Source organism: Streptomyces sp. NPDC050147 (assembly GCF_040660195.1).
GTDB lineage: Bacteria > Actinomycetota > Actinomycetes > Streptomycetales > Streptomycetaceae > Streptomyces.
Window position 1 is genome coordinate 611506 of the sequence record NZ_JBFALJ010000002.1, and the last position, 25307, is coordinate 636812.

The 25307-nt window shown below is 70.0% G+C and carries 20 protein-coding genes and 1 pseudogene; 10 read left to right on the forward strand and 11 right to left on the reverse strand.

Going from position 1 to position 25307, the window contains the following annotated elements:
• Nucleotides 1–75: 75 nt before the first annotated feature.
• Nucleotides 76–564, forward strand: a complete 489-nt coding sequence (locus AB0I94_RS06465; RefSeq protein WP_363308264.1) for an HIT family protein — start codon at nt 76–78, stop codon at nt 562–564.
• 14 nt (nt 565–578) lie between these two features.
• Here the strand turns inward: AB0I94_RS06465 and AB0I94_RS06470 are convergent, their stop codons facing one another.
• From AB0I94_RS06470 to AB0I94_RS06495, 6 genes are all read right to left on the reverse strand, one after another.
• Nucleotides 579–2879: a bifunctional serine/threonine-protein kinase/ABC transporter substrate-binding protein gene (locus AB0I94_RS06470; protein ID WP_363308265.1), complete on the reverse strand. Its 2301-nt coding sequence runs from the start codon at nt 2877–2879 to the stop codon at nt 579–581.
• A 72-nt stretch (nt 2880–2951) separates the two neighbouring features.
• Nucleotides 2952–3815: a carbohydrate ABC transporter permease gene (locus AB0I94_RS06475; protein WP_363308266.1), complete on the reverse strand. Its 864-nt coding sequence runs from the start codon at nt 3813–3815 to the stop codon at nt 2952–2954.
• On the reverse strand, nt 3816–4691 hold the full coding sequence (locus tag AB0I94_RS06480; protein ID WP_363308322.1) for a sugar ABC transporter permease: 876 nt from the start codon (nt 4689–4691) through the stop codon (nt 3816–3818).
• A 121-nt stretch (nt 4692–4812) separates the two neighbouring features.
• On the reverse strand, nt 4813–6174 hold the full coding sequence (locus AB0I94_RS06485) for an extracellular solute-binding protein (RefSeq protein WP_363308267.1): 1362 nt from the start codon (nt 6172–6174) through the stop codon (nt 4813–4815).
• 209 nt (nt 6175–6383) lie between these two features.
• On the reverse strand, nt 6384–7073 hold the full coding sequence (locus tag AB0I94_RS06490) for a response regulator (protein ID WP_363308268.1): 690 nt from the start codon (nt 7071–7073) through the stop codon (nt 6384–6386).
• On the reverse strand, nt 7070–8761 hold the full coding sequence (locus tag AB0I94_RS06495) for a sensor histidine kinase (protein WP_363308269.1): 1692 nt from the start codon (nt 8759–8761) through the stop codon (nt 7070–7072). The genes AB0I94_RS06490 and AB0I94_RS06495 overlap by 4 nt, the downstream gene beginning before the upstream one ends.
• A 196-nt stretch (nt 8762–8957) precedes the next feature.
• Between AB0I94_RS06495 and AB0I94_RS06500 the strand changes: the two genes are divergently transcribed.
• Nucleotides 8958–10376 (forward strand): cation:dicarboxylase symporter family transporter, encoded by a 1419-nt coding sequence (locus AB0I94_RS06500; RefSeq protein WP_363308270.1) that lies wholly within the window; start codon nt 8958–8960, stop codon nt 10374–10376.
• Here AB0I94_RS06500 and AB0I94_RS06505 read toward each other — a convergent pair.
• The gene (locus AB0I94_RS06505; protein ID WP_363308271.1) at nt 10373–11014 is read right to left on the reverse strand and encodes a TetR/AcrR family transcriptional regulator; all 642 of its coding nucleotides are present in this window, start codon (nt 11012–11014) and stop codon (nt 10373–10375) included. The two genes, AB0I94_RS06500 and AB0I94_RS06505, sit on opposite strands and share 4 nt — an antisense overlap.
• Before the next feature lie 161 nt (nt 11015–11175).
• Between AB0I94_RS06505 and AB0I94_RS06510 the strand changes: the two genes are divergently transcribed.
• Together AB0I94_RS06510 and AB0I94_RS06515 are read left to right on the forward strand one after the other, a co-directional pair.
• Nucleotides 11176–12945, forward strand: a complete 1770-nt coding sequence (locus AB0I94_RS06510) for an MFS transporter (protein ID WP_363308272.1) — start codon at nt 11176–11178, stop codon at nt 12943–12945.
• Between the two features lie 777 nt (nt 12946–13722).
• A complete protein-coding gene (locus AB0I94_RS06515; RefSeq protein WP_363308273.1) occupies nt 13723–14601 on the forward strand; it encodes an SGNH/GDSL hydrolase family protein in 879 nt (292 codons plus the stop codon).
• A gap of 22 nt (nt 14602–14623) precedes the next feature.
• Here AB0I94_RS06515 and AB0I94_RS06520 read toward each other — a convergent pair.
• Nucleotides 14624–15484, reverse strand: a pseudogene (locus AB0I94_RS06520) (glycoside hydrolase family 16 protein); the annotation flags it as partial.
• 269 nt (nt 15485–15753) lie between these two features.
• Here AB0I94_RS06520 and AB0I94_RS06525 point away from each other — a divergent pair.
• From AB0I94_RS06525 to AB0I94_RS06550, 6 genes are all read left to right on the forward strand, one after another.
• Nucleotides 15754–16362: a disulfide bond formation protein DsbA gene (locus AB0I94_RS06525; protein ID WP_363308274.1), complete on the forward strand. Its 609-nt coding sequence runs from the start codon at nt 15754–15756 to the stop codon at nt 16360–16362.
• Between the two features lie 124 nt (nt 16363–16486).
• Nucleotides 16487–17380 (forward strand): NAD(P)-binding domain-containing protein, encoded by an 894-nt coding sequence (locus AB0I94_RS06530; protein ID WP_363308275.1) that lies wholly within the window; start codon nt 16487–16489, stop codon nt 17378–17380.
• A gap of 54 nt (nt 17381–17434) precedes the next feature.
• Nucleotides 17435–17797 (forward strand): VOC family protein, encoded by a 363-nt coding sequence (locus tag AB0I94_RS06535; protein WP_363308276.1) that lies wholly within the window; start codon nt 17435–17437, stop codon nt 17795–17797.
• A gap of 57 nt (nt 17798–17854) precedes the next feature.
• Nucleotides 17855–18247 carry a MerR family transcriptional regulator gene (locus AB0I94_RS06540; RefSeq protein ID WP_363308277.1) on the forward strand — a complete coding sequence of 131 codons (393 nt, stop codon included), beginning with the start codon at nt 17855–17857 and terminating at the stop codon, nt 18245–18247.
• A gap of 24 nt (nt 18248–18271) precedes the next feature.
• A complete protein-coding gene (gene trxA / locus AB0I94_RS06545; protein WP_363308323.1) occupies nt 18272–18610 on the forward strand; it encodes a thioredoxin in 339 nt (112 codons plus the stop codon).
• A gap of 159 nt (nt 18611–18769) precedes the next feature.
• Nucleotides 18770–21037 carry a helicase gene (locus AB0I94_RS06550; RefSeq protein ID WP_363308278.1) on the forward strand — a complete coding sequence of 756 codons (2268 nt, stop codon included), beginning with the start codon at nt 18770–18772 and terminating at the stop codon, nt 21035–21037.
• Here the strand turns inward: AB0I94_RS06550 and glgB are convergent.
• The 3 genes from glgB to AB0I94_RS06565 all read right to left on the reverse strand — a co-directional run.
• A complete protein-coding gene (gene glgB / locus AB0I94_RS06555; protein ID WP_363308279.1) occupies nt 21012–23372 on the reverse strand; it encodes a 1,4-alpha-glucan branching enzyme in 2361 nt (786 codons plus the stop codon). The two genes, AB0I94_RS06550 and glgB, sit on opposite strands and share 26 nt — an antisense overlap.
• Before the next feature lie 27 nt (nt 23373–23399).
• Complete coding sequence (locus AB0I94_RS06560; protein WP_363308280.1) at nt 23400–24821, reverse strand: maltokinase; 1422 nt, start codon at nt 24819–24821, stop codon at nt 23400–23402.
• A 121-nt stretch (nt 24822–24942) separates the two neighbouring features.
• Nucleotides 24943–25307 (reverse strand): alpha-glucosidase C-terminal domain-containing protein (locus AB0I94_RS06565; RefSeq protein ID WP_363308281.1); only part of this gene is annotated, 365 nt, incomplete at its 5' end.

The window sequence follows — 25307 nt, forward strand, 5'->3', positions numbered from 1 at the left end:
CCGGGAGTAGTTGGTGAGGTAGATGTAGAGGTCCGCCTGAAGGCAGGGCAGAAGTAGGGGTGTGGGCTCGTGGACATGCAGCGCAAAGCCATGGATCTTGAGGCCTATATGGAGCGGGCCCGCAGCGGGCCCTGTTTTATTTGTGCGTTTCTTGCTGGAGAGCCCGGTTTCGCGCATGACGCCGTGTACGAGGACGACGCCCACGTCGCCTTTCTCGATCGGTATCCCACTCTCCCCGGCAAGGTTCTCGTCGCGCCGAAAGCCCACGTCGAGCACGCCGTTCGCGATCTGGACGAGGTGGCGTACACGCACATCATGCTCGTCGTGAGGAAGGTCGCCCTCGCCCTGGAGAGAGTTCTCGATGCCGAGCGGACCTACCTCTACTCCCTCGGAAGTCAGGAAGGGAACAGTCACCTCCACTGGCACATCGCCGCCCTGCCGCCCGGAGTCCCCTACGAGGAGCAGCAGTTCCACGTCCTGATGACCGAGAACGGTGTGCTGGACATGCAGCCGGGGGAGATGGCCGACCTCGGCGCGCGGCTTCGGGCCGCCGTCGAGTCCTAGCGGCCCCCGGCCCCCTACCGCTTCGTCGGCCGGTACTTCTTGTCCACCTTGCCGATCTCGGACCAGGTGCCGCTGCCCCGGCGGTCGAACCACACCGGCCGCTCCCGCGCTGAGCGGCGCTTCTCGAAGGAGACCTCGTCGAGGACGCCGTTCACGGAGACGTTCTGGATCTCGCGGTCCAGGGAGTGCCGGAGTGATGTGGGCGAGCCGGTCGCGGGGAGCTTCCCGAGTGCTGTGGCCAGGGCCAGGGCGCCGTCGTACAGCTCCTGGTTTCCGCGCGCGGGGAGGTTGTCGTCGGGCTCGCCCGAGTAGTTGCGGGTGCGCAGGACGCCGACGGGGATCTCCTTGTCCCTCTTCTCCGCCGTCGCCCGCTCTTGCGAGTCCTCGCAGACGCCCTCGGGATCGCTCTGGGTGAGGAGGGGGCCGGTGAAGCCGTCGCTCCTGAGCTTCTTGGCCCAGACGGTGACGTCCGATCCGGTGGGCACCACGACCGCGTCCGCCCGTGCCCTGTCGACCAGTGCCGGGATCTGTGACGTCTTCACCTCGTCCGGCCTGACGTCCAGTGCCTCGGCCTTCACCCCGGCCCCGCGCAGCGCGGTGCCGATGCCGTCCTCGCGGTCCGCCCAGGTCTTGTCCTCCGCCACGAGCACCCGTCGCGCCTTGGTCCGCGTCAGGAGGTACTCGGCGATCGCCTCGCCCTGCCTCGCCTCGTCGGCCGGGATCGCGAACGCGCCTGAGGCGTGGGCGGCTTCGTGGCACGTGCTGATCTCCGGCAGGAACGCCTCGTCCGTGTCGTGCACCCAGGAGAAGTCGACCGTGTCACCGATGACGGCGAGCATGTCCGGGTGCTTGGCGAGCAGCTTGCGCGTGGGGGTGTCCGGGTCGGCGGACACCGGTACGAGACGGAAGCGGCTGCCGCTCTCGGCGCCGAGAGTCTCGGCGAAGGCCGACTCGACGGTGCGCTTCTGCTGCGTCGTGAACTGTCTGTACTCCGACTTCGCGTACTCGTCGGCCAAGTCCTCCGCGCCGACGTGGGTGTAGCTGTGGGCGACGCCGATCGTGTGGACGTCCGGGGCATCCTTGGCGCCGGACGCGGACGCCGACTCGGTGTCGGGTGCGGCGAGGGTACGTATGCCGAGGCCTGTCGGGATGCTGACCGCGAGTACCAGGGCGGCGGGAAGAAGCAGGCGCTTGCGCGAGCGGCGCCGGGGTGCGGGTGCGGCCGGGACGGCGGGGACCTTGCGGACGGCCTGGGGGCGGGCGTCCTCGATGGTGGAGGAGGAGTCCGCATCGGCGGGGACGGCGTCGCCGGTCGGGTCTCGCACCACGGATCCGGCGGGTCGGTCTCGTCCGTCCGGTCCGAGGCGTCTGCCCCCGCCGGCCCCTCCGCCCGGCGCCGTCGCCCCGTACGACGGGGAGTCAGACCCCGCCCCCTCCGCCGTCGGCGCAACCCCCCGCGCCGCATCCAAAATCCGCTCCAGCGTCGTCGCCGCGTCCGCCGGACGGTCCGCGGGGTCCTTGGCCAGGAGGTCGAGTACGAGGCGTTCGACCGGCGCCGTCACCTCCGCCCGCGCCCGCGAGGGCCGCAGCGGGGCATCGTTGACGTGGTGGTACATGACGCCGGCCGCCGTCCCCGTGAACGGGGGTCTGCCGACCAGGAGTTCGTAGACGACGCAGCCGAGTGCGTAGAGGTCGGTGCGGCCGTCGCCCGGCTCCTGGCGAAATCGCTCCGGCGCCAGGTACGGCACGCTGCCGAACGGCAACTGCCCGGTCTGCGTGAGGCGGGAGTCGTCCGCCGCGCGCTCCATGAACGTCGCGATGCCGAAGTCGACGACCTTCGCGGTGCCGTCCCGCTCGATCATGACGTTGCCGGGCTTGATGTCGCGGTGTACGACGCCCGCCGCGTGCGCGGCGTCCAGGGCGCGGCAGATGTCCCCCGCCCAGCGCAGCGCGTCCGCGACCGGCACCCGGACGCTCTCACGCAGCACTTGGTCGAGCGAGCGTCCCCGCACCAGGGCCATCACCAGGTACGGGGTCGGGAGCGAGGTGCCGTCGTCCGTGCCGTCGTCCGTGCCGTGGTCGTGCACGGCGACGATGTACGGGCTGTCCAGCGAGGCCGCGGCGCGGGCCTCCTGCCGGAAGCGGGCCAGGAGCTGCTCCAGCTCGTCCGCACCGGCCGAGTCCGACGGCGCGAAGAGCTTGACCGCGACCTCACGGCCGAGGCTCCGGTCGCGGGCCCGCCAGACCTCTCCCATGCCACCCGCACCGAGCCGCTCCAGCAACTCGTACCGGCCGTTCAGCAAACGCCCCCGCATGCGCCCTCCCTTGGACCCGGTGATCCTAACCAGCGGGCCGGGCGGCCTGTGCGAGACCCGGAGCGGGGCCGGTCACCCCTTCACCGCACCCCCCAGTGCGAATCCTCCGCCCAACCGCCGCGAGACCAGCACGTACAGCAGAATCACCGGGGTCGAGTAGATGATCGAGAACGCCGCCAGCTGGCCGTAGACCACCGTTCCCTTGTTGCCGAAGAAGTCGTTGATGCTCACCGACGCGGGCATTTGTTCCGGGGTCAGGAGCAGCATGAACGGGACGAAGAAGTTGCCCCACATCATGACGAAGGAGAAGACCGTCACCACCGCGACGCCCGGGCCCATGAGGGGGAGCACGATGCGCAGCAGGGACTGGAACGGCGACGCGCCGTCCGTCCACGCCGCCTCCTCCAGCTCCTTCGGCACTCCGTCCATGAAGTTCTTCATCAGCCAGATGGCGAACGGGAGTTGGGACGCCGCGAAGAAGAAGATGGTGCCCTGCATCGTGTCGATCAGGTCGACCTGGACGAACAGCGCGTACACCGGAACCATGATCGCCGTGATCGGCAGGCTCGTCGCGAAGAGGATCGTCAGCATGAAGGGGCGATTGAGGCGGGACTTGAAGCGGGAGAGGGGGTACGCGGCGAGGGCTGCGCAGACCACCGTGAGGAGTGTGCCTCCGCCGCACAGCAGCAGGCTGTTGAGGAGGGGCGTGAAGGTGATCTCGGGGGTCAGGACCGCGTCGTAGTTGTCCAGGGTGATGCCGTCGGGAACCTTCACCTTGAGGTCGGCGTCGGTGTCGAGCGAGGACAGGATCACCCAGGCCAGCGGTAGGACGAACGCCGCCGCCACCACGAGCAGGCCCGCGTCCGCCGCCAGGCGTCGCGTCGTACGGCGTGAAGTCAGCGTCCTGGCGGGCGGCTTGACGGTGTTGGCGGACACTCAGACCTCCGTGCGGAGCAGGCGCATGTAGACGAGGGAGAAGAGTGAGCCGACGACCAGGAGCAGAAGCGCCACCGCCGTGCCGTAACCGATCATGCTCTTCTGGAAGGCCTGTTCGTACATGAACAGGGGGAGGGTCTGGGAGCGGTTTCCCGGGCCGCCACGCGTCATCACCCAGATCAGACCGAAGACGGAGAGGGTCTGCAGGGTGTTCAGCATCAGGTTCGTGCCGATGGAGCGGCGGATCATCGGGAGCGTGATGTGCCACATGCGGCGCCAGCCGCCCGCGCCGTCCACCTCGGCCGCCTCGGTGATCTCCTTGGGGATCTCGTTCAGGGCCGCCGAGTAGACCAGCATCGAGAACGCCGTCCCGCGCCACACGTTGGCGAACGACACCGCCAGGATCGGCAGCGTGTACATCCAGTTCTGGGACGGGAGATGGAGGAAGTCGAGGACCGCGTTGAGGGTGCCTTCGCGGCGGAAGAACGCGTACAGGAGGAAGGCCGCCACCACCTCCGGCAGCACCCACGCCGTGATCACGATCGCGCCGGTGACCGTGCGGACCGGCTTGGACGCCCGCTGCATCAAGGACGCGAGCGCGAGGCCGATGGTGTTCTGGCCGATCAGGGACGACACGACCGTGAAGACGAGCGTCAGCCAGACCGCGTTGAGGAACGCCTCGTCCCCGAAGGCCTTACGGAAGTTGTCGAACCCGACGAAGCTCGACTCCGCCTGGCCGGTGAGCTGGAGGTCGGTGAAGGCGATGTACGCGCAGTAGCCGATCGGCCCCGCCAGGAACAGGAGCAGGAGGATCACTGCGGGTGAGACCGGCAGCGCGCGGGTCAGGGCCCGGCCCGTCGACTTGCGGCGGGACAGGGGGCGCGGGGCGCCCGGCCCCGGCGCGGTCTTCGCGATGTCGCCGGGGCCGGCGGGGGGTGCGGTGGTCACCTCGGGGGTCTCACTTCCCTTGCTTGCTTGCCGGATCGCGGACCCGCGGCTACTTCTCGATGACCTCGCCGTCCGTCGCCGCCTTGACCTCGTCGTCGTATCCGCTCGCCGCCTCGGTCACGGAAGCGTCACCCGTCGTGACCTTCTCCATGGCCTCCTGCACCGCGGTGGAGACCTTCGGGTACGCCGGGTACGCCGGGCGGTAGTGCGTCGCGGGCACCAGGTCGGTGAAGAACTTCAGGCCGGGCTGCGCCTTGAGGTAGGCCGGGTCGGCGGCGACGTCCTTGCGGACCGCGATGCCCGAGTTGGCCACGTACCACTTCTGGGCGTTGGCCTTGGTCTGCATCTGCTCGATGAACTTGAACGCCAGGTCGGGGTTGGACGCCTTGGACGGGATCGCCCACGTCCAGCCGCCGGACATGCTCACCTTGCCCGGAGCCTCGCCGTTCTGGGTCGGCATATGAGCCAGGCCCAGCTTCTTCGACCACTCGGGCCACTCGTGCCCCGCGCCCTTGCCCCAGTCCTGCGGCAGCCAGGAGCCGTCGAGGTTGATGCCGAGCTTGTCCTCGGGGAGCAGTTCGCCGCGCACCCGGGTGGCGAAGTTCGGGTCGAGGGCGTCGGAGACGTCAGGGCCGAGCTTCTCCTTGTAGACCGTCTCGACGAACTCCAGGGAGTCCTTGAAACCCTGGCTTCCCGTGACCCACTTCTTCGACTTCGGGTCGTACATCGGGTCCTCGCCCGTGCCGTACAGGAGCATCTCCATGCCCTGCATGGTGGCCGCCTCGCCCGCGGGCTTGCCCGTGTAGACGTTCAGGGGGGTGACGCCGGGGACTTTCTTCTTGATGGTCCGCGCCGTCTCGAGGATGTCGTCCCATGACTTCGGCTGCCAGTCGGCCGGCAGCCCGGCCTTCTTGAAGATGCCCTTGCTGAACCAGAGGCCGCGGGTGTCGGTGCCGTCCGGTACGCCGTAGGTCTTCCCGTCCGCCGCCTTCGCCGCCGACTTGGACGTGTCGATGAACTGGTCCCAGTCCTTCCACTTGTCCAGGTACGGGTCGAGCGGCTTCAGATAGCCGCTGGTGATGTCCGAGTTGATGAGGAAGGTGTCCTCGTAGACCAGGTCGGGCGCGGTCTTCGGGGAGCGCATCATCTGCTGCAGCTTGGTGTAGTACTCGGAGTCCGGCGCCTTGATCGGCACCAGCTTCACCTTCTTGCCGGGGTTCTCCTTCTCGAACTGCTTCTTGATGTCCGCAAGGAAGGTGTCCATGACCTTGACCTGGTTGTCCGTGGACTGTTTGAAGGAGACCTTCACGGTGTCCGGGTCGTCGCCGGAGTCCCCGCCGCACGCGGTGAGGGTGCCGGCGGCGACCAGGGCGGTGGCGAGGAGCAGAGGGGTGGTGGGACGCACGGGCACGACCTCCTACTGGCCGACACGGCCGGGTTACCACGCTGGGCGCAGCGCGAGGCTGCCCGGTGAACGTAAGGGCGGGTTCGGAGCAAGGTCAATGCCCGTGCGTCGCCCCTTGTCATCAACGTGACAACGTTGTTATTGCGGGCGGCCCCAGGTCCTTGCGGGGGCTGGGCGAGGTGGTGAACGGCTTACACGGACGGGGTGTTGGGGCGTCAGGTGTTCGACGTCAGCCAGCGGTACGCGTACTCCGGGCGGCCGACGTGGCCGTACTGCGGGGTGCGGGCGGCGCGGCCCGTGGTGACCAGGTGCTCCAGGTAGCGGCGCGCGGTGATGCGGGAGATCCCGACGGTCTCGGCGGCGGCCGCGGCGGTGACGCCCTCGGGGGGCGCGTCGCGCAGCGTGCGGGTCACCCTCTCCAGGGTGGGGCCGCTGAGCCCTTTCGGCAGGGCGGCCGGGCTGGGCGCGCGCAGGGTGGCCAGGGCGCGGTCCACCTCGTCCTGACCGGTGGCCTCGCCCGCGGCGGTGCGGAACTCGGCGTAGCGGGTGAGGCGGTCGCGGAGGGTGGCGAAGGTGAAGGGTTTCAGCACGTACTGGACCACGCCGAGGGAGACGCCCTCGCGTACGACCGCCAGATCGCGGGCCGATGTGACGGCGATGACGTCCGTGCGGTGGCCGGCGGCGCGCAGGGTGCGGGCCAGCTGGAGGCCGTGACCGTCGGGGAGGTGCAGGTCCAGGAGGAGGAGGTCCACCTCGGTGCGGTCCAGGGCGCGTTTCGCCTCGGCCGCGCTGTGCGCCTTGCCCACGGCGTGGAAGCCGGGGATGCGGTTCACGTAGAGGACGTGGGCGTCGGCGGCCACGGGGTCGTCCTCCACGACCAGGACGCGGATGGGCTCTGTCGTCACGTGGTGCCTCCGTCTGCCGCGCCCGGCTGACCGGACGCCTCTTCATCGGCGCCCGGTCCATCGGCACCCGGCATCGCGGGCACGAGGGCAGCGGCCGCCGTCCGGAGGAGGACCTCGAACTCGGCGCCGCCCCCAGGAGCCTCGCGCACCCTGAGCGTCCCCTCGTGCTTCGTCACCGTCTGGTGGACCAGGGCGAGGCCCAGGCCGCGCCCCGCCGTGGCCTTCGTCGACCAGCCGCGCCTGAAGACCGCCTCGGTGTGGGCCGGGTCCACTCCGGGGCCCGTGTCGGACACCCGCAGCGTGAGTCCCGCCTCGTCCGCGCGTGCCGTCACCGTGACGCGGGCCGCGGGCGAACCCTGGGCCGCGTCCACCGCGTTGTCGATCAGGTTGCCGAGAACCGTCACCAGGTCGCGCGCGGGCAGGCCCGCGGGCAGCATCCCGTCGTCGATGCTGCTGTCGGGAGAGACGACGAGCTCCACGCCGTGTTCGTTGGCCTGGGCCGCCTTGCCCAGGAGCAGGGCCGCGAGCACCGGCTCGCTGACGGCCGCGACCACCTGGTCCGTCAGCGTCTGCGCCAGCTCCAGCTCGGCCGTGGCGAAGTCGACCGCCTCGTCGGCCCGGCCAAGCTCGATGAGGGAGACCACCGTGTGGAGGCGGTTGGCCGCCTCGTGGGCCTGCGAGCGCAGCGCCCGCGTGAAGCCGCGCTCCGAGTCCAACTCTCCGGTCAGGGCCTGGAGTTCGGTGTGGTCGCGCAACGTCACCACCGTGCCACGTCGCTCGCCGCTCGACACGGGTGAGGTGTTCACGACGACCACCCGGTCCGACGTGAGGTGCAGCTCGTCGACCCGCGGCTCGGCCGCCAGCAGCGCGCCCGTCAGCGGCGCGGGCAGGCCGAGTTCGGCGACGTTGTGGCCGACCAGGTCGCCCGACACACCGAGCAGCTCGCGCCCCCCGTCGTTGATGAGGGCGATGCGGCGCTGCCCGTCCAGCATCAGGAGCCCCTCGCGCACCGCGTGCAGCGCGGCCTCGTGATAGTCGTGCATGCGGCTCAGCTCGGCGGCGTTCATGCCGTGGGTGTGGCGGCGCAGGCGGGCGTTGATGACGTACGTACCGAGTCCGCCGAGCACGAGCGCGCCGGCCGCGACGCCGAGCAGGGCGAGCAACTGGCCGCGCGCCTTCTGGCTGATCTCCTCGATGGTGATGCCCGCGCTGACCAGGCCGGTGATCCGGTCGCTGCCGTCGTCGGCCAGGATCGGGGTGACCACGCGCACCGAGGGGCCGAGCGTCCCCGTGTACGTCTCGGTGAAGGTCTTGCCCCGCAGCGCTTTCGCCCGGTGGCCGAGGAAGCGCTCGCCGATCTGCTCCTCGTCGGGGTGCGTCCAGCGGATGCCGTCCGGGTCCATGATCGTGACGAAGTCGACGCCGGTGTGCAGGCGCACGTCGGTGGCGTACGGCTGGAGGGTCCTCGTCGGGTCCTCGCCGCGCGCGGCCTCACGTACCGAAGGGGAGTCCGCGACCGCGCGCGCCGCGGCCGTGGCCTGGCGGCGCGCGCCCTCCTCGGCCTGCTGCCGGTCGCTCAGGAACGTGAAGAGCGCACATCCGGCCACCACGACGGTGACCAGCACGATCTGCATCGCGAAGAGCTGTCCGGCGAGGCTGCGCGGCCGGTGCGGACGGGCGAGGGGCATGGTGCCAGTCTGCCTCGCCGAGTAAGTGCGAACTAAATGAACGTAAGGGTGACCGCCCTCACAGGGCGAGAGATAGTCACCCGAGATTCGCCTGCCCAGGACGTGAGCCGCACGAGAGGCACGCACGGGCCGAACCAGGACGTGAGCCGCACGCACTGGCCGAAAACGCCGACGTAGTCGTTCAAGGAGGGCCCTCGTGGCCGACACCACCGACAGCCAGGTGGCCAAGGCTCCCGCAGCCAAACGGGACCGTACCCACTACCTGTACATAGCCGTCATCATCGCCGTGGTTCTCGGTATCGGTGTCGGCCTGCTCGTTCCCGACTTCGCCAAGGAGCTCAAGCCGGTCGGGGCCGGCTTCGTGAACCTGATCAAGATGATGATCTCGCCGATCATCTTCTGCACGATCGTGCTCGGCGTCGGTTCGGTCCGCAAGGCCGCCAAGGTCGGCAAGGTCGGTGGCCTCGCGCTCGGCTACTTCGTCGCGATGTCGGTCGTCGCGCTCGCCATCGGCCTGCTCGTCGGCAACATCCTGCACCCGGGCTCGGGCATGGACATCTCCGACTCCGAGAAGGGCGCGGGTCACGACGCGGCCGAAGAGGCGGACAAGGGGCTCGTCGACTTCGCGCTCGGCATCATCCCCAAGACGCTCGTCTCCGCCTTCACCGAGGGCGAGGTCCTTCAGACGCTGCTCGTGGCGCTGCTCGTGGGCTTCGCCCTGCAGGCCATGGGCCGCTCCGGGGAGCCGATCCTGCGCGGCATCGGACACATCCAGCGGCTGGTCTTCCGGGTTCTCGGCATGATCATGTGGGCCGCTCCGGTCGGCGCGTTCGGCGCGATGGCGGCGGTGGTCGGCGAGACGGGCACGGACGCCCTGAAGGCGCTGGCCACGATCATGATCGGGTTCTACGTCACCTGCGCGCTGTTCATCCTCATCGTGCTCGGCACGCTGCTGCGCCTGGTGACCGGGGTCAACCTCTTCAAGCTCCTGAAGTACCTGGGCCGCGAGTTCCTGCTGATCCTGTCCACCTCGTCCTCCGAGTCCGCGCTGCCCCGGCTCATCGCGAAGATGGAGCACCTGGGCGTCAGCCGCCCGGTCGTCGGCATCACCGTCCCGACGGGCTACTCGTTCAACCTCGACGGCACGATGATCTACCTGACCATGTCGTCGCTCTTCATCGCCGAGGCGATGGACCAGCCGCTCGGTCTCGGTGAGCAGATCTCCCTGCTGCTGTTCATGATGATCGCGTCCAAGGGCGCCGCGGGTGTCTCGGGGTCCGGCATCGCGGTCCTGGCCAGCGGCCTGCAGTCGCACAAGCCGGCCCTGGTGGACGGCGTCGGCCTGATCATCGGCGTCGACCGCTTCATGAGCGAGGCCCGCGCCCTGACCAACTTCGCGGGCAACGCGGTGGCCACGCTCCTGATCGGTACGTGGACCAAGGAGGTCGACCGGCAGCGGGTCGACGACGTCCTCGCCGGGCGGCTGCCGTTCGACGAGAAGACGCTGCTCGACGACGGCGTGGGGGAGGACGAGCCCGCGGACGCCGACGACGAGACGGTGGACGCCGTCCCGTCGCAGCCGGGCGGCACCGAGAAGAAGTCCCTGACGGCTTAGCCGTCGGAGGTCGCCGCCGCTCTCCTGTCGGCGACCCTCGTCACCAGCTCGGTGGCTTGTGAGGCGGGCAGGCCCGCCGCGGTCAGAAACGTGATCGCGGTGGACCTGCCCGCCTTTTCCGCCGGTACGACACCGTCGTTGACCGCCTCCATCACGGCGAACAGGATCCCTTCGAGCACGTAGCCGAGCGCCCGTGTCGGCAGCGGCGACACGAACGTGCCGTCGTCCAGGCCGCGCTGGAACGTCTCCAGGCCCTCCTCGTGGACGCGGCCGAGCCGTTCACGGATGGCGCCCATCGTCATGCTGCGCTCGGCCAGGGAGAGCAGCAGGCGGTAGCGGTCGGCGACTTCCCACACGGCGAGCAATGAGCTCGCCACCGCCTCCGCGGGGTCCTCGACGCCCGCGCGGCCCGCCGCGTGCGCGGTCTCCACGGCCGCGATGGCCCGCTCCACGATCGCTTCGATCAGCGCGTCACGGCTGGGGAAGTGCCCGTACACCGTCCGTCGTACGACTCCCGCCGCGCGCGCGATCTGGTCCATGGACGCGTCGGCGTCGCGCAGCAGCTCGGCGACGGCGACGTCAAGGATGCGGCGGCGGTTGGCGTCGGCTCTGACGCTGCTCGCTGGGCGGGGGTTCATGGCCCCATTCTGCCCACTCGGCGGCGCCGCCCCTATCACTCCGGCGATCACATCACCCAACTTGCACATTGCTGTGCAACGTCGGGTATCTTGCACACTTGTGTGTAGTTGCACAGACGTGTGCAAGGTCTGTGCGGAAAACGGACGGATGGGTGGAACCAATGCCTCTGCTGATCAAGGAACCGGTCGAACGGATGGACCGTCCGTACGCCCGCCGCTGGTGGGCCCTGGGCGTTCTGTGTCTGAGCCTGCTGATCGCGGTGATGGCGAACACCGCGCTGACGGTTGCCGCGCCCGACATGACCATGGACCTCGGCCTGTCCAGCTCCGACCTGCAGTGGGTCATCGACGCCTACACCGTCCCGTACGCCGCGCTGATGCTGCTGCTCGGCGCGATCGGCGACAAGTACAGCCGCCGGGGCGCGCTGGTGCTCGGCCTGCTGATCATGTCCGTCGGCGCCGCCGCGGGCTCCGTGGTCGACAGCTCGACGGCCGTCATCGTGGTCCGCGCGGTGATGGGCGTGGGCGCGGCGCTGATCATGCCCGCCACGCTTTCGCTGCTCGCGGCGACCTTCCCGCGTGCGGAACGGGCCAAGGCGATCACCATCTGGGCGGCCACGTCCGGCATCGCGATCGCCGCGGGCCCCCTGATCGCGGGGGCGCTGCTCCGTGACAACGGCTGGCACTCGACGTTCCTGATCAACATCCCGGTGGCGGTGCTCGCGATCGTCGGCACGTTCGTCCTCGTGCCGCCGTCGAAGGCGGCCCAGCACGGCCGGATCGACTACGTGGGCGGACTGCTCTCGGTCGTCTGGGTCGGCTCCCTGATCTTCATGATCATCGATGGCCCGCACTTCGGGTGGGGCGTGCGCGCGATCTCGGCGGCGGTGGTGGCGGGCGTCGGCCTGATCGCCTTCGTCGTCTGGGAGCTGAAGCACCCGCGCCCGGTCCTGGACGTACGCAAGTTCACGCAGCGCGGCTTCGCGGGCTCGAACCTGGCCGTGGCGCTCTTCTTCCTCGCGGTGTTCGGCGCCTTCTACTACCTGACCCAGCACCTCCAGTTCGTCCTCGACTACGACCCCCTGGAGACCGGCATCCGCATGCTGCCGCTGGCGGGCGCGGTGTTCGTGGGCTCGGCGGTCACCGGAATCCTCGCGCCGCGCATCGGCGGCAAGATCATGGTGGTGGCGGGCATGGTCGGCGGCACGGTCGCGCTCGCCCTGCTCACGCAGATCGAGGCGGGCTCCACGTACGCGGACTTCGTGGCACCGCTGGTCATCCTCGGCCTGTCCCTCGGCTTCGCGGTCTCGCCGTGCACGGACGCCATCATGGGCGCGTTCCCCGAGTCGGAGCTCGGTGTGGGCGGCGCGGTGAACGACACCTCGCTCGAGCTCGGCGGATCGCTCGGGATCGCGGTCCTCGGCTCGGTCCTCGCGGGTTCGTACTCGTCGAGGCTGGCCGATGAGACGTCGGGCAGCAAGCTTCCCGCCTCCGCGCTCGACACCGCCCAGGACTCCGTGGGCGCGGGCAACGGCGTGGCGCAGGGCATCGCCGAGCAGGCACGCGCGCTCTCGGAGAAGGCGGCGGGGGCGTCGTCACCCCAGGAGGCGGCGCAACTGAAGGCGCAGGCCCAGGAACTGGCCGGGGGCGCGCACCAGATGGCGGATGCGGTGGGCTCGGCGTTCTCTGACGCGGTGGCGCACACCAGTCTGGTCGGCGCGGTGATTCTGGGGGTGGGGAGTGTTGTGGTTGCTGTGTTGTTGCCGGGGGTGGGACGTAAGGGGGATGGGGGACGTAAGGGGGCCGGAGTGGCTGAGGTGGCTGGGGAGACTGAGGTGACTGAGGTGACTGAGGTGGTTGCTGGTTCGGGGGCGGTGAGCGAAGGGGGTTGGGCTGAGCGTGAGTCTGAGTACGTGGATGGGGGCCGCTGATACGGGGGTTCGAGGGGGTTGAGGTGGGCCGCTGGGGGCTTCGCTGTCCCGGCGGCTTCGCTCGGTGCCGGGGCCGTCCGGTTGTCGCGAGGTTGGCGGTTCCGGGACGGGTGTCAAGGGCGCTCCTGCGTCGCGTCGGCTGCGCCGATTGCGCTGCGCTCCACCCTTGACACCCGTCCCTCCACCGCGCGAGGGAAGACGACCGGACGGCCAGGGGGCGGGACTCTCGACCACTGCCGGCTACTCACCCGGCTCCACTGTCGGGTGCGGACTGGCTCGTCGCAGGGCGCCCCGAGGGGTGGCGGGCGCGCGGTCGCTTCGGGGAGGGGTGCCGGTCTCGTCAAGCGTCCGTCGACCGGATCTTGCGGAGGCGACGTCGAGGGCGCCCCGCCTGCCAGGACGCGGCTTTGCCGAAGTGGGTGGGCCCCGCTGTCCGGAGTGCTGGAAAGTCCCACTGAACGCGCCCTCAGGGCCTGCGGGCATGGGACTTTTCTGCAAAGTGGGCCGATGGGCGGCTCGTGGCCGGAGGCCGGTGAGCGATTCTGCGGGCTGTTGCGCCGTGTGTTCGATGAGGATTCCGCCATCCAGGCGGACGCGTGCGCAAACTGTTGACTGTTATTCAAACCTGCCAGTAACTTCAGCGTTGTACCACCACTGACACCCGCCAAAAGCCGCTGACGCCTGCTCAAATTCCTTACACAGTACGGCTGTTGGCGCCTGCGGCCTGCTCGCTCATCTCCGGGGCTGACCCCCCATCGGATTCAAAGGAGACTCCAGATGGCGACCCGCACCCGTACACGCTCCCTGAGCCTGGCAGCCGCCCTTGCCGCCGCCGCCTCCATCGGCCTGGCCGCGCCCGCCCAGGCGACCGGTGGGGACACGCTCGACTACGTCGCCCTCGGCGACAGCTTCAGTGCCGGATCCGGCATCCTCCCCCTCGACCCGGCCGCGCCGCTCCTCTGCGCGCGATCGACGGCCAACTACCCGCACGTCGTGGCCCAGCGCACCGGCGCCGAGCTCACCGACGTGACCTGTGGCGGGGCCCAGACCAAGGACTTCGCCGCGTCGCAGTACCCGGGCGTCGCCCCGCAGCTCGACGCCGTCGACGCCGACACCGATGTCGTGACGCTGACCATCGGCGGCAACGACAACAACACCTTCATCGGCGCGATCACCGCCTGCGGCTCCGCGGGCGTCATCTCCGGCGGCAAGGGCAGCCCCTGCAAGGACGCCAACGGGGACAAGTTCACCAAGGAGATCGACGCCAGTACGTATCCGGCCCTGAAGGCTGCTTTGCGGGCGATCAAGGACAAGGCCCCTGACGCCCGCGTCGGCATCCTCGGTTACCCCTGGATCATCCCGGCCAAGGCCGACCCCACCTGCTTCGCCAAGATGCCGATCGCGTCCGGTGACGTGCCTTATCTGCGTGATTTGCAGGCCCACTTGAACCGGGCCGTGCAGCGCGCCGCCTCCGAGACGGGTGCCACGTTCGTCGACATGGCCGCCGCCTCGGAGGGGCACGACGCCTGCAAGCCGAAGGGCACCCGTTGGATCGAGCCCATGCTCTTCGGCACGAACTTCATCCCGGTGCACCCGAACGCCATCGGCGAGAAGGGGATGGCCGATCAGGCCATCGGTGTGCTGAAGCTCGGCTGACCTGCGTGCGGAGTCACGGCCGCTTCGTCCATACCGCCACGTAGTCCACCGCCATCGCCTTCCCCGGCTCCGTCTGGGCGACCGGAGTCGCCCTGCCCGCGACGCCGTCGGGGAAGGCGCCGCCCATCGCGACGTTGAGGAGAATGAAGTAGCCCGCGTGGTCCGTCATGTTCGACCATGTCGTGGCGGAGAAGCGGTCCTGGGAGAGGGTGTGGAACTGCTCCCCGTCCACGTACCAACGGAGCTGGTTCGGGGTCGTCGAGCGGTCCCATTCGAAGCGGTACGTGTGGAACGACGATTGGCAAGTTGAGCCTGGGCAAGGGCGGTTGGCGCCCAAGCCCTGGGTCTCGTTGCAGTCGCCGCCCGGGTTCACGCCGCAGTGCAGCACGCCCCAGACCGAGTTGATGCCGTTCACGTTCTCCATGACGTCGAACTCGCCTATCGACGGCCAGTTCTGGTAGTTGCCGCGGTAGGGCGCGCCGAGGGCCCAGAAGGCGGGCCAGTAGCCGAGCGCGCTCTCCCCGGTGACGTTCGGCATCTGGATGCGGCCCTCGATGGCGAGCGTGCCGCCCTCCGGCGCCTTGAAGTCGCTGCGTTTCGTCTCGATGCGGGCCGATGTCCAGTTGCCCGCGCCGTCTCTGCGCGGGGTGATGTGGAGGCTGCCGTTTCCGTCCAGGGCGAGGTTGTCGGGTGAGTCCGTGTACGACTGGATCTCACCCGTGCCCCAATTCGGCGGCCCGCCCGGGTAGTTGTGGCCGAGGTCGACCTGCCAGTTGTCGGCGGAGGGCGCGGAACCCGCCGCGCCGTTGAAGTCGTCGCTCCACTCCAGCGACCAGCCGGGGGCCGGGGGCGGGACGTCGCCGCGTGCCGTGCCGGGCATCATCAGGGCGCCGAGCAGGCCGACGGCCGCCAGTCCGGCCAGGAGGGGGCCGGTGCGGGGGGAGTGGGTGAAGCGACCGATGCGGGTGGTGCGAATGGTGTGAGTGGTGCGAATGGTGCTCATGGAACACCTCCGTGGGGGGAGTGTGCTTGGTGGTGAGAGCGCTCTCAGGGGGTTCTTCGAGTTTTTGTAGTTGCATACATGGCGGGCGTCAATGGCTTTGGTCCTTCAACTTTCCGAAGGGGGCGAGGAGTTGGACGTACGGTGGTTGGATGAGCGCGTCGCAGTCGAACGTCGACTTCTGGTTCGATCCCGTGTGCCCGTACACATGGCTGACCTCCCGGTGGATCCGCGAGGTCGAGCGGGTGCGGGGCGTCACCGTGCGGTGGCGGGTGATGAGCCTTTCGGTGCTCAACGAAGACCTCGACGTCGACCCGGAGGACCCCGAGGGCCAGTGGGGCGACTACATGCGGGGGCCCGGCAGGGTCTGCGCTGCCGTGTCCGGGCGGTACGGGAACGAGGCGCTGGGCAGGTATCTCGACGCGCTCGGGGTGCGGCTGCACGAGCGGGGCGAGTGGGACGGAGCCGAGCGGGCGCTCGTCGACGCGGGACTGCCCACAGAGCTCGCCGCCGTGGCCTGGACGCGGGAGTACGACGCCGCCGTGCGGTCGTCGCACGAGCGGGGCATCGCGCTGGTCGGCCCCGACGTCGGGACGCCGGTGCTCTCCGTCCCGGGGGCCGGGGCCGTCTTCGGCCCGGTCGTCTCGCCCGCGCCGAAGGGTGAGGCGGCGGGGCGGCTGTGGGACGGGGTGGTGCTGATGGCCGGCGTTCAGGGCTTCTGCGAAGTGAAGAGGGCGTACGGGGATCTCGACTTCGGCTGATCCAGGGGTGACCGCAGGGCGGCGCGGGGAGTCTCAAGTCCCTCTGGCTGCTTACCTTTTCGTAAGTACCTGACTAATTAGTCGGTACTTGTGGGCGTGCGGGCGCTCGCCAAGCATGGTCGTCATGACCGACATCACTGATCAGAAGTCCCAGACCTCCGTAACCGTCCTCGGCCTCGGCGCGATGGGCCAGGCCCTCGCCGGTGCCTTCCTCGCGGCCGGACACCCCACCACCGTGTGGAACCGTACGCCGGGCAAGGGCGACGGCCTGGTCGCCAGAGGGGCCACGCGCACCGGCACCGCGGCCGAGGCGGTCGGCGCCTCGGAACTGGTGGTCGTCTGCCTCTACGACTACGACGCCTCGCGGGCCGTGCTCGGCCCGATCGCCTCCGAACTGTCGGGGCGTGTCCTGGTCAACCTCACATCCGACACCCCGGAGCGGTCGCGCGAGGCCGCCGCCTGGGCCGCCGAGCAGGGCATCGACTACCTGGACGGCGCCATCCTGGTGCCGGTGACCGTGATCGGTACCCCCGACGCGCTGCTTTTCCACAGCGGTCCGAGGTCCGTCTACGAGCGGCATGAGGACACGCTCAAGGTGCTCGGCGGCAACACCGTGTACCTCGGTGAGGATCACGGCCTCGCGGCCGTCTATGACAACGCCCTGCTCGACTTCTTCTGGACCAGCATGTCCGGCCTCGTGCACGCGTTCGCGCTGGCCGGGGCGGACGGCGTGAAGGGCGCGGAGCTCGCGCCCTACCTGAGCGCCCTGCTCTCCATCTTCCCGGAGGCCATCGAGTCGACGGCGGTCGAGGTCGACTCCGGCGACTATCCGGGCGAGCAGGCCCCGCTCGCCACGGAGGCCGTCAATGTCGACCACATCATCCACGCCTCCGCCCACCGGGGTCTGGACGTGGAGGCCCTGAACGGCATCAAGGCCGTCCTGGACCGGGCCATCGCCGCGGGGCATGGCGCGGACGGCTGGACGGCCACGATCGAGGCCGTACGCCAAGCGGGCTGAGCACTTCGCGGCGTACGGTGAAAGTGACCGCCGTCACAGAGCAGGAGCCGTGCGATGACTGGTGAACCGAGCTTCTTCGAGATCGGTGTCGAGGACCCGGAGCGGGGACGGGCGTTCTACGGGGAGCTGCTCGGCTGGTCCTTCGTGCCGGGTCCTTCCGGGCAGGGGTACGTGATCGGGACTCCGGGTGTGTCCGGTGGCATGCACGGCGGTGACGCGGGCGCCGTGCCCTACCTCTTCTTCCAGGTCGACGACCTGGAGACGGCCCTGGCCAAGGTCGTCGGACTGGGCGGCACGGTCGAGGCGCCCCTCGGCGGCGAGAGCGAGGAGTCGGACGCCGCCTTCGGCCGTTTCCGGCTGTGCAAGGACGATCAGGGCTCGGCCTTCGGCCTGCACCAGCCGCCGAAAGCCCGCTGAAAGAGGCAGCCCGGCGCGCTGGCCTTGACGCCTGCGTCAAGGATTACCGTCGTACGCATGCGCATCGGCGAACTTGCGGAGCGGGCCGGCACCACCACGCGGACGCTTCGGTACTACGAGTCACGGGGGCTGCTGCCCGCCCGTCGCGGGAGCAACGGCTACCGCACCTATGACGAGGACGACGTGCGTCTCCTGGAGCAGATCAGGACCCTGCAGGACTTCGGGTTCGATCTGGAGGAGACGCGGCCGTTCGTGGAGTGCCTGCGCTCGGGGCATCCGGCGGGCGACTCCTGCCCCGCCTCACTCGACGTGTACCGCCGCAAGCTCGGTGAACTCGAGGCGGTGATAAGCGAGTTGAGCGCGGTGCGTGAACAGGTGGGTGCGCAGCTGTTGCGCGCCGAGGCGGCGGTTTCGGGGGGTCCGGACCCGCAGTGCGAGCTGACGGGCTGAGGGAGAGGGAACGTAAGCATGGGGATGGTCAAGGCGGACGGCGTGGCCGAAGTGACGGACGCGGACTTCGAGCGGGAGGTGCTCAAGGCGGGGCTGCCCGTGCTGGTGGAGTTCGGGGCGCAGTGGTGCGGCCCGTGCCGGCAGCTCGCGCCGGTGCTCAGCGAGATCTCGCGGGAGGAGGAGGACCGGCTGAAGATCGTGCAGCTGGACGTGGACCACAATCCGCGGACGGCGATCGCGTACGGGATTCTCTCCGTGCCGTCCCTCCTGGTCTTCCGGGACGGTGAGCCGGTGAAGTCCATGGTGGGCGCGCGCCCCAAGCGCAAGCTGCTCGCCGAGCTGGCGGAGGCCGAGGTGCTCTGACCCACGCGGTACGCCGACAGAAAGAGAAAAGCCCCGGACGAATTGACGTCCGGGGCTTTTCCTGGCGTATATTGGATCCTTTCGCGACCCCTTGCCCATTTGGGCAGACCGGAATCGCGAGAATCTGTATAAGAGCACTGTAACTGGCAAGGGGCTGAATTGTCAACCGAGGAATTGCGGGAAGAGCAGCAATTCGTCTCCGGGCTGTACGCGCGCCTCGACGCGCTGCGCGAGGAGGCGGGGGCCGCCGTGCGGGCGTCGTTGACGCAGGTCGGCAACGGTCTGCAGGCCAGGCTTGAACGTGACGTCCTGGTGGCCGAGCGGTCCGGACTGCTGGCCGCCTTCGACGCGGAAGAGAACGGCCTCTGCTTCGGGAGGCTCGAATTCCGCGACGGCCGTGATCACCACATCGGGCGCATCGGAATCCGCGCGTCCGACACCGAACGCACCCCGCTCGTGATCGATTGGCGCGCGGAAGTCGCACGCCCCTTCTATCTCGCCACCGGGCATACTCCGATGGGGCTCCGCCGGCGCAGGCACATCACCACGCAGGGCCGCGACGTCACGGCCCTGCACGACGAGATCCTCGACCTCAGCGACACCACCCGCACCGGGTACGAGGGCGCGGACGCCGACGAGGTGCTGCTCGCCGCGCTCGACTCGGCCCGCACCGGGCGCATGCACGACATCGTGCAGACCATCCAGGCCGAGCAGGACCGCATCATCCGGGCCCCGCACCACGGCGTCCTCGTCGTCGAGGGCGGCCCCGGCACCGGCAAGACGGTCGTGGCGCTGCACCGTGCCGCGTTCCTCCTCTACGCCCACCGCGAGCTGCTCGCCAAGCGCGCGGTCCTGATCGTCGGCCCGAACCCCGCCTTCCTCGGCTACATCGGCGAGGTCCTGCCCGCGCTCGGCGAGACGGGAGTCCTCCTGTCGACGGTCGGCGAGCTGTTCCCGGGTGTGACCGCCACCGCCACCGACACCCCCGAAGCCGCCGAGGTGAAGGGCCGCGCGGAGATGGCGGACGTACTGGCCGCCGCCGTACGCGACCGGCAGCGGACCCCGGAGCCCGGCTCTCCGGTGATCATCGAGCACGACGACGGGGATCTCGTCCTGGACTGGACGATCGCCCACGAGGCCCGCGAGGCGGCCCGCGAGGCGGACGTCCCGCACAACCTCGGCCGGCCGCACTTCGCCTTCCGCGTCATCGACATGCTCACCGAGCAGCTCACCGAGCGGCTCGGCGCCGACCCGTACGGCGGCCCCAACTTCCTGGGCCCCGACGACATCGCCCAGCTCGGCAAGGCGATCGCCGCCAGCCCCGAAGTGCACGCGGCCATCGACGAGCTGTGGCCGCAGCTCACCCCGGAGGGTTTCCTCGCCGACTTCCTGGAGGAGCCCACGCCGCACCTGACCGGCGAGGACGCCCGGTTGCTCCGGCGCCCGCGCGGTGCCGAGTGGACGGCCGCCGATGTCCCGCTCCTGGACGAGGCCGCCGAGCTGCTCGGCAACGACGACAGCGCGGCCCGGGCGATGGCGGAGGCCGAACGGGCCAAGCAGATCGCTTACGCCCAGGGCGTCCTCGACGTCTCGTACGCGTCCCGTACGTACGAGTTCGAGGACAAGGACGACGAGGAATCCGAGGTCCTGCTCGCGCACGACATCATCGACGCCGAGCGGATGGCCGAGCGCCAGGAGGAGGCCGACCACCGCAGCGCCGCAGAGCGCGCCGCGGCCGACCGGACCTGGGCGTTCGGGCACATCATCGTGGACGAGGCGCAGGAGCTCTCCGCCATGGCCTGGCGGTTGCTGATGCGGCGCTGCCCGACCCGCTCGATGACGCTGGTCGGCGACCCCGCGCAGACCGCGGAGGCCGGCGGCTGCGGCTCCTGGGAGACGATCCTGGCGCCGTACGTCGAGGACCGCTGGGAGTACACGCGGCTCGGCGTCAACTACCGCACGCCGGTGGAGATCATGGACGTCGCCGCCGAGGTGCCCCGCGTGGAGTACCCCGAGTTCCGGCCGCCGAGCTCGGTGCGCTCCACGGGCGTGCTCCCCTGGGCGCGCCGCGCCGACGACCTCGCCGCTGCCGTGGCCGACGCGGTGACGGCCGAGACACGGGGCGAGGGCCGCCTCGCGGTGATCGCCCCGCGCGAGCTGCATGAGCAGCTCGCCGAAAAGCTCCCCGGAGTGACGGCCGGGGAGGCCCCGGACCTGACGCGGCCGGTCGTTCTGATCGACCCGCGTCAGGCGAAGGGCCTGGAGTTCGACACGGTCCTGGTCGTGGAGCCGGGCCGCTACGGCACGAGTGACCTGTACGTGGCCCTGACCCGGGCCACGCAGCGCCTCGGCGTCCTGCACGCCGAGGAGCTGCCGGTGGCGCTCAAGCAGGCCGACCGGTTCAAGCAGGTCGCAGCCACACCGTAGCCAGCGGCGGCAGGGTGAGGCGCAGGGACGCGGGGCGGCCGTGCGACGCCACCGGCTCGGTCTTGACCGGGTCCGGGCTGGTGACGTCGCCGCCGCCGTAGCGCGCCGAGTCCGTGTTCAGGACCTCGTGCCAGGCGGTGTACGTGCCGGGGACGCCGAGACGGTACGCGTGCCGCACCACCGGCGAGAAGTTCGAGACGGCCAGGAGCGGTGCCTCGTCCGTCTCCTCGTCGGCGTACCGCAGGAACGCGAAGACGTTGTCCTCGGCCGCGTCGCCCTCGACCCAGGCGAAGCCGCCCGGGTCCGTGTCGCGCTGCCACAGGGACGGTTCGCCGCGGTAGACGGTGTTGAGGTCGCGCACGAGGTCGCGTACGCCCCGGTGGTCGGCCTCCGCCCCGTACGCGGGATCGAGCAGCCACCAGTCCGGCCCGTGCCTCTCCGCCCACTCGGCGCCCTGGGCGAACTCCTGTCCCATGAACAGGAGTTGCTTGCCGGGGTGGGCCCACATGAAGCCGAGGTAGGCGCGGTGGTTGGCGCGTTGCTGCCACCAGTCGCCGGGCATCTTCGACACCAGGGACCGCTTGCCGTGCACGACCTCGTCGTGCGAGATCGGCAGGACGTAGTTCTCGCTGTACGCGTACACCATCGAGAACGTCATCTCGTTGTGGTGGAATTTGCGGTGCACGGGCTCCTTCGACACGTAGTCGAGCGAGTCGTGCATCCATCCCATGTTCCACTTCAGGCCGAAGCCGAGCCCGCCGAAGCCGCCGGGCCCCTGGTGGTGCGTCGCGCGGGTCACGCCGTCCCAGGCCGTGGACTCCTCGGCGATCGTGACGACACCGGGCGCGCGGCGGTAGACGGTGGCGTTCATCTCCTGGAGGAAGGCCACCGCGTCCAGGTTCTCGCGTCCGCCGTGCACGTTCGGCGTCCATTCGCCGTCCTCGCGCGAGTAGTCCAGGTACAGCATCGAGGCGACGGCGTCGACGCGCAGGCCGTCGATGTGGAATTCCTCGCACCAGTAAGTGGCGTTGGCTACAAGGAAGTTGCGGACCTCCTTGCGGCCGTAGTCGAACTCCAGCGTGCCCCAGTCGGGGTGCGCGGCCCGGTTGGGGTCCTCGTGCTCGTACAGCGTCCGGCCGTCGAACTCCGCGAGCGCCCAGTCGTCGCGCGGGAAGTGCGCGGGCACCCAGTCCATCAGGACGCCGATGCCCGCCCTGTGCAGCGCGTCGACGAGGTACTTGAAGTCGTCGGGCGTGCCGAGGCGAGCCGTCGGCGCGTAGAAGCCGGTGACCTGATAGCCCCACGAGCCGCCGAAGGGATGCTCGGCGACCGGCATCAGCTCGACGTGCGTGAACCCCAGATCGGCCACGTACGCGGGCAGTTGCTCGGCCAACTGGCGATAGGTCAGGCCCGGCCGCCACGAGGCCAGGTGGACCTCGTACACGGAGAAGGGCGCCTGGTGGACGGGCACCTCGGCCCGGCGGACGAGCCACTGCTCGTCACGCCACTCGTGGTGCGACTCGTGCACGACCGAGGAGTTCGCGGGCGGTGTCTCCGTGCGGCGGGCGAGCGGGTCGGCGCGCAGCGTCTTCGTGCCGTCGGGCCGGGTGATCTCGTACTTGTAGAGCTCGCCCTCACCGACGGACGGCACGAACAGCTCCCAGACGCCGCTGCCGCCCAGCGAGCGCATCGGGAACCCGGTGCCGTCCCAGAAGTTGAAGCTCCCCACCACGCGCACGCCGAGGGCGTTGGGTGCCCACACCGTGAAGCGGGTCCCGGTCGCTCCCTCGTGCACCATCGGACACGACCCGAGCGCCTGCCACAGCTGTTCGTGCCGCCCCTCGCCGATCAGGTGCAGATCGAACTCGCCGACCGCCGGCAGGAAGCGGTACGCGTCGTGGATCTCGAGTTCGGTGTCGCCGTACGTGATGTGGAGCCGGTAGTCCTCGGGGACCTCACGCAGCGGGAGCACCCCGGAGAAGAACCCTTCCCCGTCGTCCCGCAGCTCCGCCCGCAGATCCTTGGCGACGACGGTGACGGAACGTGCGTACGGCCGCAGGGCGCGGAAGGCTATGCCCTCGCGCACGACGTGGGCGCCGAGCACACCGTGCGGGTCGTGGTGCGTGCCGTCCAGGAGGCGGGCACGGTCGGCGGGGGAGACGGGCGACGTGGAGTGGCCGTCTTCGGGAGGTCGCTTCGGCTGCTTCGGTTGCTTCGGCGGCCTCGGCTGCTTCTGCCGGGACGGCTCGGGCACCCGGCCGGTGAGCTCCGGCTTCCGCTTGCCCTTCTTGCTGGCCTCGTCGGACGGTTTGCGCGGCTGCGGGCGGGGGGTCACGGGGGAAGCCTCCTGGGCGATGGCAGGTCAGTGGGGATCGGTGGCGGGGCCGTTCGTGGCGAGGCGTTTGATCGCGGCGAGGGGGACGGGGAGCCAGTCGGGGCGGTGGCGGGCCTCGTAGAAGACTTCGTAGACCGCCTTGTCCGTTTCGTAGGCGCGCAGCAGAACCGGGTCCGTGCGCGGGTCGCGGCCCGATACCTCCGCGTACCCCGTGCAGTACGCCGCACGGCAGTCGCCCGCCCACTCGGGCGCCCACGGTTCGTGCGAGCGCGCCGCGTAGTCGAAGGACCGGAGCATGCCCGCCACGTCGCGCACCGGCGGCTGCGGCATCCTGCGTTCGGCGAGCGGGCGAGAGGGCTCCCCCTCGAAGTCGATCAGCGACCACTCCCCGGCGGGCGAGCGCAGGCACTGCCCCAGGTGCAGGTCCCCGTGGATGCGCTGGGCCGTCCAGGTCTCCTCGCCCCGCCCCAGGTCGGCGAGCGCGTCGAAGGTGGTGTGCAGCGCGGGGGCGTACGGCTGGAGGGCGGGCACGGCCCTGGCCGCCGTGGCCAGGCGGTCGGCCATTCCCTCGGCGATCCGCTCCATCTGGGCGCGGCCCAGCGTGACGGTGGGCAGCGCGCGGGCCAGCGCCAGGTGTACGTCGGCGGTCGCCCGGCCGAGCGCACGGGCCTCGCCGCTGAAGTCCCGCCCTTCGGCGAGCTCCCCGAGGGCCAGGTCCCAGCCGTCCACCGTGCCCTTCAGGTAGGGCTGGAGCACGCCGAGGACGTTCACCGAATCCTTGGGGTGCCCGACATCGGCCAGGAACCAGGCGGCGGGGGCCGGCACCTGCGCACAGCCTTCGCGGGCCAGCATCAGCGGCAGCTCCAGGTCCGGATTTACTCCGGGCACGATGCGGCGGAACAGCTTCAGGATGAACGTGTCGCCGTACACCAGCGAGGAGTTGGACTGCTCGGCGGCGAGGACGCGCGGTGTGAGGCCATTGCCTATCTCCTTGCGCTGGTCACGCTCGAAGCGGAGCTTGCCGACGCGTGCCTGCGTCCGCAGCGCCTCAAGGAGGAACCCGGACATCCGGGAGTCGTGCAGCGCCTCGTAGACCGTGAACCCGCTGAGCAAGCCGCGGGTCACATGTCCGATCAGTGCGGGCGCGAGCCGTGGCGGCAGTTCGCGCCGTACGCCGAGGAGGAGTTGGTAGCAGTCGGGGGGCGGTGGGGGCGCGCCGCCCGCCTGGCCCGGTACCTGGGGCTGCCCTACCTGTACGAGCAGGTGCAGGAGCCCCAACTCCGAGGTCGGCGGCAGCAGTTCGGTCGCCGACACGACGGTGAAGTCGGTGATGGGGCGGCCTTTGCCCGCGAACCAGCGCTGCCGTGGCAGCCACGCGCGCAGCAGCGGATCGAGCGAGGCGAGCAGCGCGTCGGCGGTGATCCCCGGGCGGGTGACGGCTTCCGACATGGCGTCGCGTCCTTTCCGCGGTGCGGACAAGGTCAGGAGTGCGGGAGTGCCGGTGGTGCGGGGAGAGTTCCCAGGGCGGGGCGGTGGAAACCGCCCCGCACCGGAGTCGCAGGGGTGGAGCCTACGCCGGGTCGCTGCGCAGCCGGAACCAGTAGAAGCCATGTCCGGCCAGAGTCAGCAGGTAGGGCAGTTCGCCGATGGCCGGGAAACGCACCCCGCCGATCAGCTCCACCGGGTGCCTGCCGTTGAAGGCCTGGAGATCCAACTCCGTGGGCTGTGCGAAGCGCGAGAAGTTGTGCACGCACAGCACGAGGTCGTCCCCTTCTTCCTCCGATGGCGGGGCCTCGCGCAGGAACGCGAGCACCGCCGGGTTCGACGACGGCAGTTCCGTGTAGGAGCCGAGTCCGAAGGCGGGGTTCTGTTTGCGGATTTCGATCATCCTGCGGGTCCAGTGCAGGAGTGAGGAGGGGGAGGACATGGAGGCTT

Coding starts and splice junctions, on each gene's coding strand:
- AB0I94_RS06465 (WP_363308264.1), top strand. CDS start 76: ATGCAGCGCAAAGCCATGGATCTTGAGGCCTATATGGAGCGGGCCCGC.
- AB0I94_RS06470 (WP_363308265.1), bottom strand. CDS start 2,879: ATGCGGGGGCGTTTGCTGAACGGCCGGTACGAGTTGCTGGAGCGGCTC.
- AB0I94_RS06495 (WP_363308269.1), bottom strand. CDS start 8,761: ATGCCCCTCGCCCGTCCGCACCGGCCGCGCAGCCTCGCCGGACAGCTC.
- AB0I94_RS06505 (WP_363308271.1), bottom strand. CDS start 11,014: ATGAACCCCCGCCCAGCGAGCAGCGTCAGAGCCGACGCCAACCGCCGC.
- AB0I94_RS06510 (WP_363308272.1), top strand. CDS start 11,176: ATGCCTCTGCTGATCAAGGAACCGGTCGAACGGATGGACCGTCCGTAC.
- AB0I94_RS06515 (WP_363308273.1), top strand. CDS start 13,723: ATGGCGACCCGCACCCGTACACGCTCCCTGAGCCTGGCAGCCGCCCTT.
- AB0I94_RS06525 (WP_363308274.1), top strand. CDS start 15,754: ATGAGCGCGTCGCAGTCGAACGTCGACTTCTGGTTCGATCCCGTGTGC.
- AB0I94_RS06530 (WP_363308275.1), top strand. CDS start 16,487: ATGACCGACATCACTGATCAGAAGTCCCAGACCTCCGTAACCGTCCTC.
- AB0I94_RS06535 (WP_363308276.1), top strand. CDS start 17,435: ATGACTGGTGAACCGAGCTTCTTCGAGATCGGTGTCGAGGACCCGGAG.
- AB0I94_RS06540 (WP_363308277.1), top strand. CDS start 17,855: ATGCGCATCGGCGAACTTGCGGAGCGGGCCGGCACCACCACGCGGACG.
- trxA (WP_363308323.1), top strand. CDS start 18,272: ATGGTCAAGGCGGACGGCGTGGCCGAAGTGACGGACGCGGACTTCGAG.
- AB0I94_RS06560 (WP_363308280.1), bottom strand. CDS start 24,821: ATGTCGGAAGCCGTCACCCGCCCGGGGATCACCGCCGACGCGCTGCTC.